At 62.0% G+C, this 19,016-nt stretch carries 17 protein-coding genes; 16 read left to right on the top strand and 1 reads right to left on the bottom strand.

Going from position 1 to position 19,016, the window contains the following annotated elements; translation table 11 throughout:
* From fliR to IDM28_RS07250, 16 genes are all read left to right on the top strand, one after another.
* The gene (gene fliR / locus IDM28_RS07175) at positions 1 to 777 is read left to right on the top strand and encodes a flagellar biosynthetic protein FliR (RefSeq protein WP_188035626.1); all 777 of its coding nucleotides are present in this window, start codon (positions 1 to 3) and stop codon (positions 775 to 777) included.
* 2 nt (positions 778 to 779) lie between these two features.
* Complete coding sequence (flhB, locus tag IDM28_RS07180) at positions 780 to 1,922, top strand: flagellar biosynthesis protein FlhB (protein ID WP_150569767.1); 1,143 nt, start codon at positions 780 to 782, stop codon at positions 1,920 to 1,922.
* Positions 1,923 to 2,015: 93 nt separating this feature from the next.
* On the top strand, positions 2,016 to 4,145 hold the full coding sequence (gene flhA / locus IDM28_RS07185; protein WP_188035627.1) for a flagellar biosynthesis protein FlhA: 2,130 nt from the start codon (positions 2,016 to 2,018) through the stop codon (positions 4,143 to 4,145).
* A gap of 11 nt (positions 4,146 to 4,156) precedes the next feature.
* Positions 4,157 to 5,467 (top strand): flagellar biosynthesis protein FlhF, encoded by a 1,311-nt coding sequence (gene flhF, locus IDM28_RS07190; RefSeq protein ID WP_101317881.1) that lies wholly within the window; start codon positions 4,157 to 4,159, stop codon positions 5,465 to 5,467.
* Between the two features lie 92 nt (positions 5,468 to 5,559).
* Positions 5,560 to 6,393, top strand: coding sequence for a flagellar synthesis regulator FleN (fleN, locus tag IDM28_RS07195; RefSeq protein WP_101317883.1), 834 nt, complete (start codon positions 5,560 to 5,562; stop codon positions 6,391 to 6,393).
* Positions 6,390 to 7,130, top strand: coding sequence for an RNA polymerase sigma factor FliA (gene fliA / locus IDM28_RS07200; protein ID WP_101317885.1), 741 nt, complete (start codon positions 6,390 to 6,392; stop codon positions 7,128 to 7,130). The genes fleN and fliA overlap by 4 nt, the downstream gene beginning before the upstream one ends.
* A 104-nt stretch (positions 7,131 to 7,234) precedes the next feature.
* Entirely contained in the window at positions 7,235 to 7,609 is a 375-nt protein-coding gene (locus tag IDM28_RS07205; RefSeq protein ID WP_178080754.1) for a chemotaxis response regulator CheY, read from the top strand.
* Between the two features lie 18 nt (positions 7,610 to 7,627).
* Positions 7,628 to 8,416, top strand: a complete 789-nt coding sequence (locus tag IDM28_RS07210) for a protein phosphatase CheZ (protein ID WP_103436662.1) — start codon at positions 7,628 to 7,630, stop codon at positions 8,414 to 8,416.
* A 12-nt stretch (positions 8,417 to 8,428) separates the two neighbouring features.
* Positions 8,429 to 10,633 carry a chemotaxis protein CheA gene (locus IDM28_RS07215; RefSeq protein WP_101317891.1) on the top strand — a complete coding sequence of 735 codons (2,205 nt, stop codon included), beginning with the start codon at positions 8,429 to 8,431 and terminating at the stop codon, positions 10,631 to 10,633.
* Positions 10,634 to 10,679: 46 nt separating this feature from the next.
* On the top strand, positions 10,680 to 11,804 hold the full coding sequence (locus IDM28_RS07220; RefSeq protein WP_188035628.1) for a chemotaxis response regulator protein-glutamate methylesterase: 1,125 nt from the start codon (positions 10,680 to 10,682) through the stop codon (positions 11,802 to 11,804).
* On the top strand, positions 11,804 to 12,544 hold the full coding sequence (locus tag IDM28_RS07225; protein WP_101317895.1) for a flagellar motor protein: 741 nt from the start codon (positions 11,804 to 11,806) through the stop codon (positions 12,542 to 12,544). The genes IDM28_RS07220 and IDM28_RS07225 overlap by 1 nt, the downstream gene beginning before the upstream one ends.
* A 3-nt stretch (positions 12,545 to 12,547) precedes the next feature.
* A complete protein-coding gene (gene motD / locus IDM28_RS07230; RefSeq protein WP_101317897.1) occupies positions 12,548 to 13,405 on the top strand; it encodes a flagellar motor protein MotD in 858 nt (285 codons plus the stop codon).
* A gap of 78 nt (positions 13,406 to 13,483) precedes the next feature.
* Positions 13,484 to 14,272 carry a ParA family protein gene (locus IDM28_RS07235; RefSeq protein WP_101317899.1) on the top strand — a complete coding sequence of 263 codons (789 nt, stop codon included), beginning with the start codon at positions 13,484 to 13,486 and terminating at the stop codon, positions 14,270 to 14,272.
* The gene (locus tag IDM28_RS07240; RefSeq protein WP_181107604.1) at positions 14,272 to 15,177 is read left to right on the top strand and encodes a CheW domain-containing protein; all 906 of its coding nucleotides are present in this window, start codon (positions 14,272 to 14,274) and stop codon (positions 15,175 to 15,177) included. Before IDM28_RS07235 ends, IDM28_RS07240 begins: the two co-directional genes overlap by 1 nt.
* A 57-nt stretch (positions 15,178 to 15,234) precedes the next feature.
* Entirely contained in the window at positions 15,235 to 15,714 is a 480-nt protein-coding gene (locus IDM28_RS07245; RefSeq protein ID WP_101317903.1) for a chemotaxis protein CheW, read from the top strand.
* A 1-nt stretch (position 15,715) separates the two neighbouring features.
* On the top strand, positions 15,716 to 16,111 hold the full coding sequence (locus IDM28_RS07250) for a DUF2802 domain-containing protein (protein WP_150569762.1): 396 nt from the start codon (positions 15,716 to 15,718) through the stop codon (positions 16,109 to 16,111).
* Between the two features lie 63 nt (positions 16,112 to 16,174).
* On the opposite strand, the gene IDM28_RS07255 is transcribed toward IDM28_RS07250, so the two are convergent.
* Positions 16,175 to 18,922, bottom strand: coding sequence for a dermonecrotic toxin domain-containing protein (locus tag IDM28_RS07255; RefSeq protein ID WP_188035629.1), 2,748 nt, complete (start codon positions 18,920 to 18,922; stop codon positions 16,175 to 16,177).
* Positions 18,923 to 19,016 lie beyond the last annotated feature (94 nt).

Below are 19,016 nucleotides of genomic sequence, written 5' to 3' on the forward strand. Positions count from 1 at the left end.
ATGCTGGAGCTTACCGACGCGCAGATCGGCACTTGGGTAGCGACTTTCATGCTGCCCTTGTTCCGCGTGACTGCGGTGCTGATGACCATGCCCATTTTCGGCACCAAGATGCTGCCGGCGCGGGTGCGCCTGTATGCCGCGCTGGCGATTACCGTGGCCATCGTGCCGGGGCTGCCGCCAATGCCGGAGTTCGACCCGCTGAGCCTGCGCGGGCTGATGCTGTGCGGTGAGCAGATCCTGGTGGGCGCGCTGTTCGGTTTCTCGTTGCAGATGCTATTCCAGGCGTTTGTCATCGCCGGGCAAATTGTCGCGATCCAGATGGGTATGGCATTCGCCTCGATGGTTGACCCGGTCAACGGCGTCAACGTGGCGGTGGTCAGCCAATTCATGACCATGCTGGTGAGCATCCTGTTTCTGCTGATGAACGGCCATCTGGTGGTGTTCGAGGTGCTCAGCGAAAGCTTTACCACCTTGCCGGTCGGCAATGCCCTGGTGGTCCAACACTTCTGGGAAATAGCCGGGCGTCTGAGTTGGGTATTTGGCGCTGGGGTGCTGTTGATTCTGCCGGTGGTCACCGCACTGCTGGTGGTCAACGTATCGTTTGGCGTAATGACCCGTGCGGCGCCGCAGTTGAACATCTTTTCGATCGGTTTTCCGCTGACCCTGGTGCTCGGCCTTGGCCTGTTCTGGATCGGCCTGGCCGACATCCTCTCGCATTACCAGGCACTGGCCAGCGAAGCGCTGCAGTGGCTGCGTGATCTGGCACGGGCGCGCTGAGCATGGCAGAAAGCGAGAGCGGCCAGGACAAGACGGAAGACCCCACCGACAAGCGCAAGCGTGACTCACGCAAGAAAGGTGAGATCGCCCGTTCCAAAGAGCTAAATACTGTGGCGGTGACCCTCGCCGGCGCCGGCGGCCTGCTGGTGTTCGGCGGCCATCTGGCTGACACCCTGATGGACTTGATGCGAATTAACTTCTCGCTGTCGCGCGAGGTGCTGATCGACGAGCGCTCGATGGGTCTTTTTCTGCTGGCATCAGGCCAGAAGGCGCTGTGGGCGGCGCAGCCATTGTTGATCATGCTGTTCGTGATTGCCTTTGTAGCGCCGATCATTCTGGGTGGCTTCATCTTCTCCGGCAGCCTGCTGCAACCCAAATTCAGTCGGATGAATCCTTTGGCCGGGATCAAGCGGATGTTCTCGCTGAACGCGCTGACCGAGCTGCTCAAAGCGATGGCCAAGTTTGTACTGATCCTGTTTGTGGGCTGGCTGGTGCTGCTCAATGACCGTATAGCGCTGTTGTCCATTGCCAACGAGTCGCTGGAGCAAGCGATCATTCACAGCGCGGTAGTGGTCGGCTGGAGTGCGGTGTGGGTGTCGGCGGGGCTGCTGCTGATCGCTGCGGCGGACGTGCCGTTCCAGCTCTGGCAAACGCAGAAAAAGCTCAAGATGACCAAGCAGGAAGTGCGCGACGAGCACAAGGACTCCGACGGTAAGCCCGAGGTCAAGCAGCGCATCCGGCAATTGCAGCGCGAGGTCTCGCAGCGGCGCATGATGGCGGCAATCCCTGACGCCGACGTGATCATCACCAACCCGACCCACTATGCCGTAGCCCTGCAATACGACCCGGAGAAGGGCGGTGCCGCGCCGTTGCTGCTGGCCAAAGGCAGCGACTTCATCGCCCTCAAGATCCGCGAGATCGGCGCTGCGCACAACGTGCAGATTCTCGAGTCGCCTGAGCTGGCGCGGGCGATCTACTACTCCACCGAGATCGAGCAGGAAATCCCTGCCGGCCTGTACCTGGCGGTAGCCCAGGTGCTGGCGTTCGTCTTCCAGGTCCGCCAGCACCGCGCCGGCAAGGGCAAGCGCCCTGATCCGCTGAACAAGGACCTGCCGATTCCGGACGATCTGCGCCGCGACAGCTGATCGCAGGCATCCGTTGGCAAAGTTGGACAGCTTCTTGCAAAGGCAGCGCAGGCGCTCTACAGGCGTCAAAGTTTTGCTTGAAGAGGAATCGCGGTGGATCGCAGTCAGTTAATCAGCAACGCGCGCAGCAACCTGAGCGGACTCGGTCGGGGCAACCTGGGTGTGCCGTTGTTGCTGTTGGTGATGTTGGCAATGATGATGTTGCCGATCCCGCCGTTCCTGCTCGACGTGTTCTTCACCTTCAACATCGCCCTGTCGCTGGTGGTGCTGCTGGTCTGCGTATATGCCCTGCGGCCGCTGGACTTCGCCGCCTTCCCGACCATTCTGCTGGTAGCGACGCTGTTGCGCCTGGCGCTCAACGTCGCCTCGACGCGGGTGGTGCTGCTGCACGGCCACGAGGGCCATGGCTCGGCGGGCAAGGTCATCCAGGCCTTTGGTGAGGTGGTGATCGGCGGCAACTACGTGGTCGGTGCCGTGGTGTTCGCCATCCTCATGATCATCAACTTCGTTGTGGTGACCAAGGGCGCCGGGCGTATCTCTGAAGTCAGCGCGCGCTTCACCCTCGATGCCATGCCCGGCAAACAGATGGCGATCGACGCCGACCTCAACGCCGGCCTGATCGATCAGGCCCAGGCCAAGGCGCGCCGCGCCGAAGTCGCCCAGGAAGCCGAGTTCTACGGCTCTATGGACGGTGCCAGCAAGTTCGTTCGCGGCGACGCCATTGCCGGCCTGCTGATCCTGTTCATCAACCTCATCGGCGGCGTGCTGATCGGTATCCTCTCGCACGGCATGTCGGGCGGGGAGGCCGGTAAGGTCTACGCGCTGCTGACCATTGGTGACGGTTTGGTGGCGCAGTTGCCATCCTTGCTGTTGTCCACCGCCGCCGCAATCATGGTGACGCGCGCCTCGGGCTCCGAGGACATGGGCAAGCTGATCAACCGGCAGATGTTCGACTCGCCAAAAGCCTTGGGCGTGTCGGCCGGCATCATGATTGTCATGGGCCTGGTCCCGGGGATGCCGCATGTGGCCTTCCTCAGCCTCGGTGTGCTGGCGGCGGGTGGTGCCTATCTGGTCTGGCGCAAGCAGCAGGTCAAGGCGGTCAAGGCGCTGGAAGAAGTGCAGCGCCAGCAGGATCTGCTGCCATCTCCGCAGCGCGCAATGGACACCAAGGAGCTGGGCTGGGACGACGTCACTCCGATTGACATGATCGGCCTGGAAGTAGGCTATCGGCTTATCCCGCTTGTCGACCGCAACCAGGGCGGCCAGTTGCTGGCGCGGATCAAGGGCGTGCGCAAGAAGCTCTCGCAGGATCTGGGCTTCCTCATGCCGACCGTACACATCCGCGACAACCTCGACCTGCAGCCAAGTGCCTATCGTCTGACCCTGATGGGGGTAATCCTCGCGGAAGCCGAGATCTACCCGGACCGCGAGCTTGCAATCAACCCAGGCCAGGTGTTCGGTACCCTCAATGGTATCGCCGCGCGTGACCCGGCGTTCGGCCTGGAGGCAGTTTGGATCGACATCGGCCAGCGCGCGCAGGCGCAGTCGCTGGGCTACACCGTGGTCGATGCCAGCACTGTGGTGGCGACCCATTTGAACCAGATTCTGCAAAAGCACTGCCACGAACTGATCGGTCACGAGGAAGTCCAACAACTGTTGCAGGTGCTGGCCAAGGCCTCGCCGAAGCTTGCCGAGGAGCTGGTGCCGGGTGTCATTTCCTTGTCGGGGCTGCTCAAGGTCTTGCAAGCTCTGCTCTCCGAGCAAGTGCCGGTGCGCGATATCCGCAGCATTGCCGAAGCTATCGCCAACAACGCTGGCAAGAGTCAAGATAATGCCGCGCTGGTCGCCGCAGTGCGCGTCGGATTGTGTCGCGCCATCGTGCAAAGCATTGTCGGTGTTGAGTCCGAGCTGCCTGTTATCACCTTGGAGCCAAGGTTGGAACAGATTTTGCTCAATAGTCTGCAAAGGGCCGGGCAAGGTCAGGAAGATGGTGTTCTTCTTGAACCGAGCATGGCCGAAAAGCTACAGCGTTCGCTTATCGAAGCGGCCCAGCGTCAGGAGATGCAAGGTCAGCCAGCTATCCTTCTGGTAGCCGGGCCGATCCGGGCGATGCTGTCGCGCTTCGGCCGCCTGGCTGTACCGAATTTGCATGTTTTGGCGTATCAGGAAATACCTGACAACAAGCAAGTCACCATCGTTGCCACCGTGGGCCCGAACGGCTGAGGTAGTGGAGTATGCAAGTTAAGCGTTTTTTCGCCGCAGATATGCGTCAGGCCATGAAGCTGGTCCGCGATGAGCTTGGCTCCGATGCCGCTATCATCGGTAACCGGCGCATCGCCGGCGGCGTTGAGCTGACCGCTGCACTGGACTACAAGCTGTCGGCGCTGGCGCCGCGGGTGCCCAACCCTGAGCTTGAAGACGAGCTGCGCAAGACCCAGTCGCGCATCGCTACCGCCCAGGCCGAACTGAGCAGCCGCAGCGATGCCGATGACGGCAACCGTCAGTTGTTTGCCGGCCTCTCGCTGACCGCTTCCGAGCCCTTGGTCGAGCCGCACGTCGAGCAGCCCGCCGCCCCGGCTGCGCCGGCAGTGGCGCCGGTTGATCCGCGCCTGTTCGATGCCATGCGCTCGGAGCTGTCCGGCCTGCGTGAACTGCTCGAAGTACAGCTCGGCTCGCTTGCCTGGAGCCAGTTGCAGGGCAGCAAACCGCTGCAGGCCAACCTCTGGCGGCGCCTGCAGCGTGTTGGCCTGACCGGTGCCTTGGCCCGTGAACTGCTCGACCTGACCGGCGAAATCGATGAGCCGCGGCAAGCCTGGCGGATGATCCTCGCGCACCTGGCGCGAATGATCGATGTACCCGAGATCGAACCGATCGAGGAGGGCGGGGTAATTGCCATGGTTGGCCCGGCCGGCATGGGCAAGACCACCACCCTGGCCAAGCTGGCAGCGCGTTATGTGCTCAAGTACGGCGCGCAGAACCTGGCGCTGGTGAGCATGGACAGCTTCCGCATCGGCGCTCAGGAGCAACTCAAGACCCTGGGCCGCATCCTCAACGTGTCGGTGACCTACGTCGACCCGGGCGAGTCCCTAGCCCAGGCCCTGGAGCCGCTGCTGCGCAAGCGTGTGGTGCTGATCGATACCGCCGGCCTGCAGGCCAGTGATCCGGCCCTGCGCATGCAGCTGGAGACGCTCGCCGGGCGCGGTATCGCTTCGAAGAATTATCTGGTCCTGGCAACCACCAGCCAGAAACAGGTGCTGACCGCCGCCTATCACAGCTACAAGCGCTGTGGCCTGGCTGGCTGCATCCTGACCAAGCTTGATGAAACCGCTTGTCTCGGTGAAGTACTGAGCCTGGCGATCAGTCATGAACTGCCCGTGGCCTATCTTACCGACGGCCCGCGTATTCCTGACGACCTGCACCTGCCGCGCAAGCACCAACTGGTCAGCCGCGCCGTCAGCGTGCAAATGCAGGAAGACCCCAGCGAAGAGGCCATGGCCGATATGTTCGCTGATCTGTACCACAACTCCGGCAAACGCGTGGGTTGAAGATGAACACAATGCAAAGTACCTACAGCAAGGGCTTTAATCACAGCCCTCCATGTGGCCTCGGTTCAAGCGCGACAAGGTAAAGAACAAATATGGGTAGCATGCATCCCGTACAGGTTATCGCCGTGACCGGTGGCAAAGGTGGCGTCGGCAAGACCAACGTTTCAGTCAACCTGTCCCTGGCGTTGGCCGAACTCGGCCGCCGGGTCATGTTGCTGGACGCCGATCTGGGTCTGGCCAACGTCGACGTGCTGCTGGGGCTGACGCCCAAGCACACCCTGGCCGACGTTATCGAAGGCCGCTGCGAGTTGCGCGACGTGCTCCTGCAGGGGCCTGGCGGGGTACGCATCGTGCCGGCCGCCTCGGGCACCCAGAGCATGGTCCACCTGCAGCCGGCGCAACACGCCGGGCTGATCCAGGCCTTCAGCGAGATTGGTGACAACCTCGACGTGCTGGTCATCGACACCGCTGCCGGTATCGGCGATTCGGTGGTGAGCTTTGTCCGCGCCGCGCAGGAAGTGCTGCTGGTGGTGTGCGACGAGCCGACCTCGATCACCGACGCCTACGCGCTGATCAAACTGCTCAATCGCGACTATGGCATGAACCGTTTCCGCGTCCTTGCCAACATGGCCCAGAGCCCGCAGGAAGGGCGCAACCTGTTCGCCAAGTTGACCAAGGTCACGGACCGCTTCCTTGACGTCGCCCTACAATACGTCGGCGCCGTGCCGTACGACGAATGCGTGCGCAAGGCGGTGCAGAAGCAGCGTGCAGTTTACGAAGCCTTCCCTCGCTCCAAGTGTGCGCTGGCGTTCAAGGCCATCGCGCAGAAGGTCGATAGCTGGCCGCTGCCTGCCAACCCTCGTGGGCATCTGGAGTTCTTCGTCGAGCGCCTGGTGCAGCCCACCAGTGCGGGACCAGTGCTATGAGTGCAAGCGGTTTTCAGATGTACAGCAAGGCTTCCAAGGACGCCCAGTACGAGTTGGTCGAGCGTTACGCGCCGCTGGTCAAGCGCATCGCTTACCACCTGCTGGCGCGCTTGCCGGCCAACGTGCAGGTCGAGGATCTGATCCAGGCCGGCATGATCGGCCTGCTCGAAGTGTCCAACAAATACGATGCCAGCAAGGGCGCCAGCTTTGAAACCTACGCCGGTATCCGCATCCGTGGCGCCATGCTCGACGAGGTCCGCAAGGGTGACTGGGCGCCACGTTCGGTGCACCGCAATACTCGTATGGTCAGCGACGCGATGCGCGCTGTTGAAGCAAGAACCGGTCGCGACGCTAAAGATCACGAGGTTGCTGCCGAACTCCAATTAGGTCTCGATGATTATTACGGGATTCTGAACGATACCCTGGGCAGCCGACTGTTCAGTTTTGACGACCTGTTGCAGGACGGCGAACATGAAGGTCTGCACGAGGATGGCGCCAGTGCGCAGGTCGAACCGTCGCGTGATCTGGAAGAAGAACGCTTCCAGACGGCGTTGACCGATGCGATCGCCAACCTGCCGGAACGCGAGCGGTTGGTGCTGGCGCTGTACTACGACGAAGAGCTCAACCTCAAAGAAATCGGTGAGGTGCTGGGGGTCAGCGAGTCGCGTGTCAGCCAGCTGCACAGCCAATGCGCGGCACGTCTGCGCAGCCGGCTGGGTGAATGGCGAGCGCGTTGAAACCGGGGTCGCTGCAGTCGTTTTGACGGTGTACCGAATTGATTGAATGCGCGCTCGGGGCCGAGCGCGTTTAAGACTGCTTGGAGGTCTAATTGAACAAAGACATGAAAATCCTCATCGTTGACGACTTTTCGACGATGCGGCGGATCATCAAGAACCTCTTGCGTGATCTGGGCTTCACCAATACCCAGGAAGCCGACGATGGCCTGACCGCCATGCCGATGCTCGAAAGCGGCCACTTTGACTTCCTCGTCACCGACTGGAACATGCCCGGCATGTCCGGCATCGACTTGCTGCGCAAAGTGCGTGCCGATGAGCGTCTCAAGCATCTGCCGGTGCTGATGGTAACTGCCGAAGCCAAGCGTGATCAGATCATCGAAGCGGCCCAGGCCGGCGTCAATGGTTACGTGGTCAAACCGTTCACCGCCCAGGTGCTCAAAGAGAAGATCGAAAAGATCTTCGAACGCGTGAATAGCTAAATCACGCCAGGGGGCGCCATGGACTCTAACAACAACTCTTTGGGTGAGTTTGAAAACACCCTGAAGAAGCACGCTCAGGAACTGGTCGAGAGCCTTGAGCGCGGCCGGTTTGGCGATGCGGTGCAGCTGATTCATCAGCTCAACCAGACACGCGACCGTGGCCTGTACCAGGAAGTCGGCAAACTGACCCGCGAGCTGCACAGTGCGATCGTCAGTTTCCAGATCGACCCGGCAATGCCGCAGGCCGAGGAAGTCTCGCAGATCACCGATGCCACCGAGCGTTTGTCCTACGTGGTCAAGCTGACCGAGGGTGCCGCCAACCGCACCATGGACCTGGTCGAAGCGAGCACCCCGGTACTCAACGACCTGGCCGGTGAGGCCCAGGCGCTGAGCACTGACTGGCAGCGCTTCATGCGCCGTGAAGTGGCCGCGCCGGAGTTTCGCGATCTGGTCAAACGAGTCGACAGTTTCCTGACGCACAGTGCCGAGGGCAACCGCAAGGTGTCCGGGCACCTCAACGACATCTTGCTGGCTCAGGACTATCAGGACCTGACCGGCCAGGTGATCAAACGCGTCACCGCGTTGGTCACCGAAGTAGAAAGCAATCTGCTCAAGCTCGTGCTGATGGCCAGTCAAGTCGACCGCTTTGCCGGTATCGAACATGACCACGATCAGTTGCGTGCTGAAAAAGATCAAGAAAAACATCCGACTCGGGGTGAAGGTCCGCAGATTCATGCCGATAAGCGTGAAGACGTTGTGTCCGGTCAGGACGATGTCGACGATCTGCTGTCCAGCCTTGGTTTTTAGGGAGCACGTTTAATGAGCTTCGGCGCCGATGAAGAAATCCTTCAGGATTTCCTGGTAGAAGCCGGGGAAATTCTTGAGTTGTTGTCCGAGCAATTGGTCGAGCTGGAAAGCCGACCGGATGATGCCGACCTGCTCAATGCGATTTTCCGCGGTTTTCACACTGTAAAAGGGGGCGCCGGCTTCCTCCAGCTCAATGAGCTGGTGGAGTGCTGCCACATTGCCGAGAACGTCTTCGACATCCTGCGCAAAGGTGAGCGCAGGGTCGACGCCGAGCTGATGGACGTGGTTCTGGAAGCGCTGGATTCGGTCAACAGCATGTTCGGCCAGGTGCGCGAACGCACCGAGGTGACCCCGGCTTCCCGCGAGTTGCTGGCAGCGCTGTCGCGTCTGGCCGAGCCGGGTGCGGCGCCCGCGCCTGCCGCGGTGGTCGAGCCTGAGCCAGCGGTGGTCGAGGAAGACATCACCGACACCGAGTTCGAACAACTGCTCGACTCGCTCGATGCGGTCAAGGCCGAGGCCGAGGCTGCTGAACAGCCGCAGCCAGGTGCAGCCAGCGCCGAGTCGGATGAAATCACCGACGCCGAATTCGAATCTCTGCTCGATCAACTGCACGGCAAGGGCCAGTTCTCGGTCGAGGCGGCCACGGTCGCTCCCGAGGCTGTCGTGCCAGCGCCGGCCGGTGACGAGATTACCGACGACGAATTCGAAGCATTGCTCGACCAGTTGCATGGCAAGGGCACCTTCGCTGCCGATGCGCTGCCGACTGCTGCGGTTGCCGAGGCTGCAGCCAGCCCCGCGCCGGCTGCCAGCGGCGACGAAATCAGCGAGCACGAGTTCGAAGCGCTGCTCGATGAGCTGCACGGCAAAGGCAAGTTCTCGACTGACGCTGCCGAAGCGGCTGCTGTGGCCGTTGCACCGGCAGCAGCCAAGGCTGAGGTGAAAGCTGCGCCCAAGCCTGCTGCACCCGCAGCTGCTGCCAAGCCTGCGCCAGCGGCCCCGGCACGTGCGCCAGCGCCAGCAGCGCCCGCAGAAAAGCACGCCAGCGAAGCCGAGACGACCGTACGCGTCGACACCGCGCGGCTGGATGAGATCATGAACATGGTAGGCGAGCTGGTGCTGGTGCGTAACCGGCTGGTGCGCCTGGGCCTGAACAGCGGCGACGAAGCCATGTCCAAGGCTGTGTCCAACCTCGATGTGGTCACGGCCGACCTGCAGACTGCGGTGATGAAGACCCGCATGCAGCCGATCAAGAAAGTCTTCGGGCGGTTCCCGCGACTGGTTCGCGACCTTGCCCGCCAGCTCAAGAAGGAAATCAACCTGGAGCTGGTCGGCGAAGAAACCGACCTCGACAAGAACCTCGTCGAGGCTCTGGCCGACCCGTTGGTCCACTTGGTGCGCAACGCGGTCGACCACGGCATCGAAATGCCCGACGAGCGCGACGCCTCAGGCAAGGCTCGCACCGGCAAGGTGGTGCTGTCGGCCGAACAGGAAGGCGACCATATCCTGCTGTCGATCTCGGACGACGGCAAAGGCATGGACCCCAACGTGCTGCGTGCCAAGGCCGTGGAAAAAGGCCTGATGGACAAGGACGCCGCCGAGCGCCTGAGCGAATCGGACTGCTACAACCTGATCTTTGCCCCGGGCTTCTCGACCAAGACCGAGATTTCCGACGTGTCCGGCCGCGGCGTCGGCATGGACGTGGTGAAAACCAAGATTTCCCAGCTCAACGGCTCGATCAACATCTACTCGGCCAAGGGCCAGGGTTCGAAGATCGTCATCAAGGTGCCGCTGACCCTGGCGATCATGCCGACCCTGATGGTGATGCTGGCCAACCAGGCGTTTGCCTTCCCGCTGGTCAACGTCAACGAGATCTTCCACCTCGACCTGTCGCGCACCAATGTCGTCGACGGCCAGGAAGTGGTCATCGTCCGCGACAAGGCGCTGCCGCTGTTCTACCTCAAGCGCTGGCTGGTCCAGGGCCAGGTGCATGAAGAGCAGCACGAGGGCCATGTGGTGATCCTCTCGGTCGGCACCCAGCGCATCGGCTTTGTGGTCGACCAACTGGTCGGCCAGGAAGAAGTGGTGATCAAGCCGCTGGGCAAGATGCTGCAGGGCACCCCGGGCATGTCTGGCGCGACGATCACTGGCGATGGCCGGATTGCGTTGATCCTCGACGTCCCGAGCATGCTCAAGCGTTACGCCGCCAAGCGTTATTGATTTTCGGTGGCGCAGCCTCGCGGTTGCGCCATCTAATGGAGTGTTTATGGCAGTCAAGGTCCTGGTGGTGGATGATTCCGGTTTCTTCCGCCGGCGCGTTTCGGAAATTCTCTCGTCCGACCCGACGATCCAGGTTGTGGGTACCGCGACCAATGGCAAGGAGGCAATCGACCAGGCGCTGTCGCTCAAGCCCGATGTCATCACCATGGACTATGAAATGCCCATGATGGACGGCATCACCGCGGTGCGGCACATCATGCAGCGCTGCCCGACGCCGGTGTTGATGTTCTCGTCGCTGACCCATGAAGGCGCCCGGGTAACCCTCGACGCGCTGGATGCCGGGGCGGTCGACTACCTGCCGAAAAACTTCGAAGACATTTCGCGTAACCCAGAAAAGGTCAAACAGATGCTCTGCGAGAAGGTACATACCATCTCGCGCAGCAACCGCCGCCTGAGCAGCTACGCCGCACCGGCGCCCGCGCCAGCCGCGAGCAGCCCTGCACCGGCCAGCAGCCTTGGCCACACACCTGCACCGCGCTCTCCGACGCCTGCTCCCGTGCGTAGCCCGGCAGCGCCTGCTGTGGCGCATTCGCCGGCGCCCAAGCGCAAGCCCTACAAGCTGGTTGCGATCGGCACCTCGACCGGTGGCCCGGTTGCGCTGCAGCGTGTCCTGACGCAACTGCCCGCCAGCTTCCCGGCACCGATCGTGTTGATCCAGCACATGCCCGCGGCGTTCACCAAGGCTTTTGCCGAACGCCTCGACAAGCTCTGCCGGATCAACGTCAAGGAAGCCGAAGACGGCGACATGCTGCGCCCAGGTCTGGCGCTGCTGGCGCCTGGCGGCAAGCAGATGATGGTCGATGGCCGCGGCATGGTGAAAATCCTGCCGGGCGACGAGCGCCTCAACTACAAACCATGTGTGGATATCACCTTCGGCTCGGCGGCCAAGTCCTACGGTGACAAGGTCCTGTCGGTAGTACTTACCGGCATGGGCGCGGATGGCCGTGAAGGTGCGCGCCTGCTCAAGCAGGGCGGTAGCACGGTGTGGGCGCAGGACGAAGCCAGCTGCGTGATCTATGGCATGCCCATGGCCATCGTCAAGGCCAACCTGGCCGACGCGGTGTACAGTCTCGACGATATCGGCAGGCACCTGGTCGAGGCCTGCGTCTGATGGACGTACTCAGCCTGATCGGCCTGATCCTCGCTTTCGTCGCCATTGTCGGCGGCAACTTCCTCGAGGGCGGGCATGTCGGTGCGCTGCTCAACGCGCCAGCTGCGTTGATCGTGCTCGGCGGCACCCTCGGCGCGGCCATGCTGCAGGCACCGCTGCCGTCGTTCAAGCGTGCGCTGCAGATCGCTCGCTGGATCATCTTCCCGCCGCGGGTCGACCTGGCCGGTGGTATCGATCGGGTAGTCAATTGGAGCCTGACCGCACGCAAGGAGGGCCTGCTCGGCCTGGAAGGCGTGGCTGACGGCGAGCCTGATCCGTATGCGCGCAAGGGCTTGCAACTGCTGGTCGACGGCGCCGAGCCGGAGGCTATCCGGAGCATCCTCGAGGTGGATTTCCTGACCCAGGAAAGCCGCGATATCCAGGCGGCAAAAGTGTTCGAAAGCATGGGCGGCTATGCGCCGACCATCGGCATCATCGGTGCTGTGATGGGCCTGATCCATGTCATGGGCAACCTGGCCGACCCGTCCCAACTGGGCAACGGCATCGCCGTGGCGTTTGTCGCCACCATCTATGGCGTGGCCAGTGCCAACCTGATCCTGCTGCCGGTCGCCAACAAGCTCAAAGCCATCGTCATGCGTCAGTCACGCTACCGCGAGATGCTCCTCGAAGGCCTGCTGTCGATCGCCGAAGGCGAAAACCCACGCTCGATCGAGCTGAAGCTGCAAGGCTTCATGGAGTAAGCCATGCGTCGCCGTCGCCATACCGAAGAACCCGAGAATCACGAGCGCTGGCTGGTGTCGTACGCCGACTTCATCACGCTGCTGTTTGCTTTTTTCGTGGTCATGTATTCGATCTCTTCGATCAACGAGGGCAAGTACAAGGTCGTCTCGCAGGCCTTGCTCGGCGTGTTCAATGACCCTGAGCGGGCCATGCGGGCCATCCCGATCGGCGAAGAACAGCCGCTCAGCATCAAGCCAGCCGAGCCGTTGATCAAAGACAGCGAGCAGACCGATGCGGGCCTCGGCCAGACCAGCGCCGACCCGCTGCAGACCATCAGCGATGATGTGCGCAGCGCTTTCGGCGATTTGATCAGCTCCAACCAGATGACTGTGCGCGGCAACGAACTGTGGGTCGAGGTTGAGCTCAATTCGGCGCTGTTGTTTGGCAGTGGCGATGCCATGCCCAGCGACGCTGCATTCGCGATCATCGAGAAGGTGGCGAATATCCTCAAGCCGTTCGCCAACCCGGTGCACGTCGAGGGCTTTACCGACAACCTGCCGATCCGCACTGCGCAGTACCCGACCAACTGGGAACTGTCGGCCTCGCGTGCGGCCAGTATCGTCCGCCTGTTGGCCATGAACGGCGTCAATCCCGGGCGCATGGCCTCGGTCGGCTATGGCGAGTATCAACCGGTCGCCAGCAACGATACGGCCGAAGGCCGTGCGCGCAATCGACGGGTCGTGCTGGTGATTTCGCGCAACCTGGAAGTACGCCGCAGCCTGACCGCAACCGGCAGCGCCAATGCGACCCCGGATGCGGCGATGCGCCGTGCTGGCACACAAAGTGCACCGCCAAGCGCAGTAGCGGCGGGAGGGGGCTAGCCCCGTCAAATCCCCGTCACAGAATTTCACACCGTTCCCGGGAGGGCAGGCGGCCATACCGGGAGGAAGCAGCGCACCATGAGAGTCTGGGCAGTAGCCAATCAAAAAGGTGGCGTCGGCAAGACCACCACAACCATCGCCCTGGCCGGCTTGCTGGCCGATGCGGGCAAGCGCGTGGTCGTTGTCGATCTCGACCCGCACGGCTCTATGACCAGCTATTTCGGGCATAACCCGGATGCGCTGGAGCACAGCTGCTACGACCTGTTCCTGCACAAGGGCACGGTGCCCGAGGGCTTGCCGGGGCAGTTGCTGCTGCCGACCAGCCACGAACGTATCTCCCTGCTGCCGTCGAGCACAGCGCTGGCGGTGCTCGAGCGGCAGTCGCCGGGCCAGAGTGGCCTGGGCCTGGTGATCGCCAAGAGTCTGGCGCAGCTGTGGCAGGATTTCGACTTTGCCCTGATCGACAGCCCGCCGTTGCTCGGCGTGCTGATGGTTAACGCGTTGGCTGCCAGCCAGCAGTTGGTGATCCCGGTGCAGACCGAGTTCCTCGCCGTCAAAGGCCTGGAGCGCATGGTCGGCACCTTGGCGATGATCAACCGCTCGCGCAAGCAGGCGCTGCCGTATCAGATCGTGCCGACCCTGTTCGACCGTCGCACCCAGGCATCACTGGGCACCCTCAAGGTGCTGCGTGATACCTATGCCGACAGCGTCTGGCAGGGCTATATCCCGGTCGACACGCGCCTGCGCGATGCCAGCCGGGCCGGGGTCACGCCATCGCAGTTCGATGGCAAGAGCCGCGGCGTAGTGGCCTATCGGGCCTTGCTCAAACATATGCTCACCTACAAACCCGCATTGCAGGTGGCCTGATGAAACACGCGCAACAGCTTGCCAGCAAACCGCAACTGGCCTTGCAGAGTTACCTCGATGGCCTGTTGCAGGAGGCTACCGAGCCGTTCGACCTTGACCTGCCAGCGGTAGTGGTCGAGGAGGCGCCAAGCAGCGACTTCGAAGCCGCCGTGCGCGAAGAGCAGGCACGTGATGCCCAGCGCAAGGCTGCTGTTGTCGACGTAGCTGGCGCCAGGCCGTTTGCCGAGCCGCAGGCCAAGCTGCTGCCGACCGTGCTGGCCCCCGCTGTGGCAGCGCCAGAACCGCTGCTCAGCGTTGTCGAGACTACGGTGGTGGCCGAGGCGAGCATTCCGTTGCTGACCGAGGTCGAAGCGCCTGAGCCGGCCGCGCCGCTGGTCGAAGTGCACTTGCCGGCAGCCAATGTGCCGACGCCGCCTACGACCAGCGATGGTCGTCCGGCCTGGGCCGCGGAGCCGTTCGAATGCCTGTTGTTCGATGTAGCCGGGTTGACCCTCGCGGTGCCGCTGGTGTGCCTGGGTTCGATCTACACCCTGGCCGGGCAGGAGCTGACCCCACTGTTCGGTCAGCCGGACTGGTTCCTGGGCATCCTCACCTGCCAGGCGGGCAACCTTAAGGTACTCGATACGGCGCGTTGGGTGATGCCCGATCGCTACCGCGACGACTTCCGCCAGGGCTTGCAGTACGTGATTTCGGTGCAGGGCTACGAATGGGGGCTGGCGGTGCACCAGGTCAGCCGCTCGTTGCGCCTGGACCCCAACGAGATCAAGTGGCGTAGTCAGCGCGGGCAGCGGCCCTGGCTGGCTGGCACGGTCATCGAACACATGTGTGCGTTGCTCGACGTCGCTGAACTGGCCGAGTTGATCGCCAGCGGCGCCGTCAAGCAGATGCACGCCAAACACCAATAATTCGCGGCCACGGCCGCACCGAGCACACCGCCGCTGGCGGCATTTGAGGGTAGGGGAATGAAAAAGTCGTCCGCACAGGGTTCTGAAGATCCGATTCTGCAGTGGGTTACCTTCCGTCTGGACAACGAGTCCTACGGCATCAACGTCATGCAGGTGCAGGAAGTTCTGCGTTACACCGAGATCGCGCCAGTGCCGGGTGCGCCGAGCTATGTGCTGGGCATCATCAACCTGCGCGGCAACGTCGTCACCGTGATCGACACCCGCCAGCGCTTTGGCCTGGTGCCGACCGAGGTCACCGACAATACTCGTGTGGTGATCATCGAAGCCGACAAGCAAGTGGTCGGCATTCTGGTCGACAGTGTTGCCGAAGTGGTTTACCTGCGTCAGTCGGAAATCGAAACCGCGCCGAACGTGGGTAACGAAGAGTCGGCCAAGTTCATCCAGGGCGTGTGCAACAAGAACGGCGAGCTGTTGATCCTGGTCGAGCTGGACAAGATGATGACCGAGGAAGAATGGTCAGAGCTGGAGAATATCTGAGTTGATTTTCGAAGCTGCTGTCATCTTCCTGGCGCTGCTTTGGGCGCTGAGCCTGTGGTTTTTTCTCAATTACAGCAAGCGCCAGCGTGAGCTGGCTGCGCAACAGGCTCAAGGTGACGCCGTGCGTGACCAGCGCATCAAGGAGCTGGCCAAGCGGGTGGACGATTACCAGAACGGCACGGTGCGCATGGGCGAGGCGATCCATGAATTGCGCGCTGTGGTCGCGCCGTTGCCGGACAAGCTGCAACAACTGGAGCAGCGCGATCCCAATGATGTGACCTTTTCCCAGGCGGCCAAGCTGGTTGGCATGGGCGCCAGTGTCAGCGAGCTGACTCAGACCTGTGGTTTGACCCAGGCCGAGGCCGAGCTGATGCGCAAGTTGCATGGCAGTGACTGAAAGATAGCGTCGGACCGGTCGGAAAGGGCTGCAAAGCAGCCCCAATCCAGCCGCCAAGTCCTGTCAGTGCGCCCAGGAATTGAACCCCCCAGTCTCGGCAATCCGGTTCAGCGGCAGATATCTCTGCACCGCGCTCTGGTACTGCTCAATGCTCAGCAGGCTCCAGAAGTTCTGCGGGCGCATGCTGTAAAGATTGTTCAAGTTGCGCAATGTGCGCATCGCCGGCAACTGCCGATCAACGACCGTGCTCAGCAGCGCCGGCCCGGTCAAGCGGGACAGGGTATTGGCGTATTGGTAAAACGCCCGGCGGTCCTCTTCCAGCCGTGGCTTGCTGTTGTAAAACTCCGGCTGTGCGAGAAACCGCTCATTCATTTCTGCACTGATCGCGTCCAAGGTCGGATTGCCTGCGCGGCTGCCGAGAAAGCTGTTGTTGTACAGGCAGTCCATGCCCATCTTCTCGTTGGACATCGGTGTCGACAGCAGCAGGCCATCGACAGTGGTCGCCAGCTCGAATTGATTCAGTGGTTCGATCGGCTCGGCGCCAGCCGGCTGGCGGTCTGCAGGATGTTCGCCGGGAGCAAACAAACGGTCGTCGATATCCATGTACAGCCCACCTTCCTCGTTGAGTAGCGGATAGCGCAGCACATCTGCCGCCGAAGCGTAGTTGCGGGCGACCCCGCCGTTGCCCTGCAGAGCGGCTTCGTACTGGCGGTAGGCGGGTGACCTGCGGAATGTGGCAAAGAATGGCTGTTCCTCCAGAGGCAACACGCGCAGGCTCGGTGCCTGCTCCGTCAATTGCCGCAGATTGCCGCTGAAGGCATCGCTGTCGGCGCTGGAGAGATACAGACGGAACGCCCAGCCGCTGCGTTCAACCCTGGTCGCGTTGTTGGCAATGTTGCTCAACAGCTGAGGCGGAATCGGGTCGTTGCCCACCCAGACACTCAAGACTTGTCTGGGGATCGGCTGCAGGCTGTCGGCAGTCGGCAGTGGCAACTGGACCGGCAACTCGAGATCCACCCCCAGCGCGCGCAAGGTGCGCATGCGCGTTGCATCGCTGACCGTTCGCGTGGCGCGGTCGACCGAGATCAGGTCGCGCCCCTGTGTGGGGGCGGTCATGTAGGTGGGATTGACCTCGTTGAGATCGCTTCCGGTAATGAACGCATCCTGCTCGACGTCATACAGCACCTCGATCGAGTAGCCATAGAGTGAGGCTTGCAGCGTATCTGGCTCGCCGGTGTAGTGGGAGGTCCTGATCACCGCACCTGCCACGTTGTCGTCACCACCTGGCAACGGCGCAATGGTGTTGTCGCTGCGGAAGAACTCACTGGCATCTGCCGGCGGCAGCCGTGGCGGGTCGAGCGGGCTGAGCGGATATCCCCACTGCTCGTTGATCCGGCTCGGCCTGACGAAGCGATCCTGCTTGAAGGCGAACAACAGCGGCTTGTCGCTGGCCAACTGCTCGACCAGCGGCAGGGCATTGAGCAGGCCGAACTCGGCGGCGCTGACGCCTTCGGCTTGCTCCTGTAGTGACTTGCCGTTGATCGCCTGATCAAGGCCCAGGCCGAACTGGGCAACGCCACCTATGGCAAACAACGGCCACAGTTCAGGCACTGCCAGCGCCAGTGGGGCCAGGTAAGTCAAGGTTGAATCCAGATACCCGCGCCATCTGGCCTTGCTCACATCGCTGTCGCTTTTGATCAGGAAGTCGGCATCCTGGAAGCTGCGTTGGCGATAACGCTTGGCCAGCGTTGCAAATAAAGGGCCTTCAAGGCGCGGGCTGTAGGTTTTACCTTTGTAATTGACGTAATCGCGCGGCGGCCAAGGGCCTGCTGTGGTGAAACCAGGGCGATTGGCGTCCAGAGGTAGTACTTGCGGGTAGGCTCCAAGGCCTTCCAGCGCCGTGCTCAGACCGCTGAAACTGAGGCCATCCGGCGTGTCTGCCTGATTGAAGTGGGCCTGCAGCGCCAGGCGTTTGGCTGGATCCTGGCATTGCTGTGCAAACCAGTCCTGTAACTCGCCGTGGGAGGCAAACTCGTGCAGCGGTGAGGTGTTGCCGGGGATGTACAGCAGGACTCGGTCGACATCCCTGCGTTTGAAGCAGACGAGGTCTGTGGCGGGGTAGCCGTAGACGTTGAGTATCCGCGCCTGCACGGTTGCCGGGGCGGTTTCTTCCAGTCTTGCCACTTGCCAGGCGAGCCTGACCGCGTCCTCGCTCAGGCTGCCCTCGGCCGCCTGTTTGTTGCAGGCGGCGATGAAGTTCAGCTTAAGACATTGGCCAAATTCCTCCAGATGCTGGCGCCAGTAGCTCTTCAGCGTTGCGGTGTAGTGTGTGTGAAAGTCCAGATCCCAGACAAAAGCCTGCAAGTCCTGCATCTGCACAGGAATGTGCGTGGCGTGTTCATAGGTTTGTGGCTGGGTCCGGCGAAAGATGCCGCTGAACACGTAGTAGTTGATCGCGCCCGGCTGATGCGGAGGACGCAGTTTGTCGACCAGGCGGATGATGCGATCCGAACCCGCCGGCTGATTGTCTTCGAGCATGTGCGGCAGCGCGTTGTTTTCAGGTGCTTGGTAGTTGCAGAGCAAGGCCTCGGTCAAGCTGAGTTTCTGCGCTACCACGCCGGTCCAGCCATAATCGGCGCCCAGCTGATAATGCAAGGTCACCACGTCGAGCTGTTCCGGCGGATGCTGGATGCCCTTGGCTTGCAGCCATTGACGCAGTTCGGCGGTGGCCGCGCGGTCTGCACGCGGTAGTTTGGCAAGATGGTCGCGGACGAACTGGATGCCGTCCTGGCCGAGGTTGGGGATGGGCATGATGCAGGCCTCAGAGAATTGAGGCACGACGGTGACTGAACTGTGCTGTCAGCCAGCGTTAATTATGTCTGCTGGCAGGTCCCCTAGCTGTATT

It is taken from the genome of Pseudomonas sp. EZ-C24, from assembly GCF_014525325.1.
Classification (GTDB): Bacteria; Pseudomonadota; Gammaproteobacteria; order Pseudomonadales; family Pseudomonadaceae; genus Aquipseudomonas; species Aquipseudomonas shirazensis.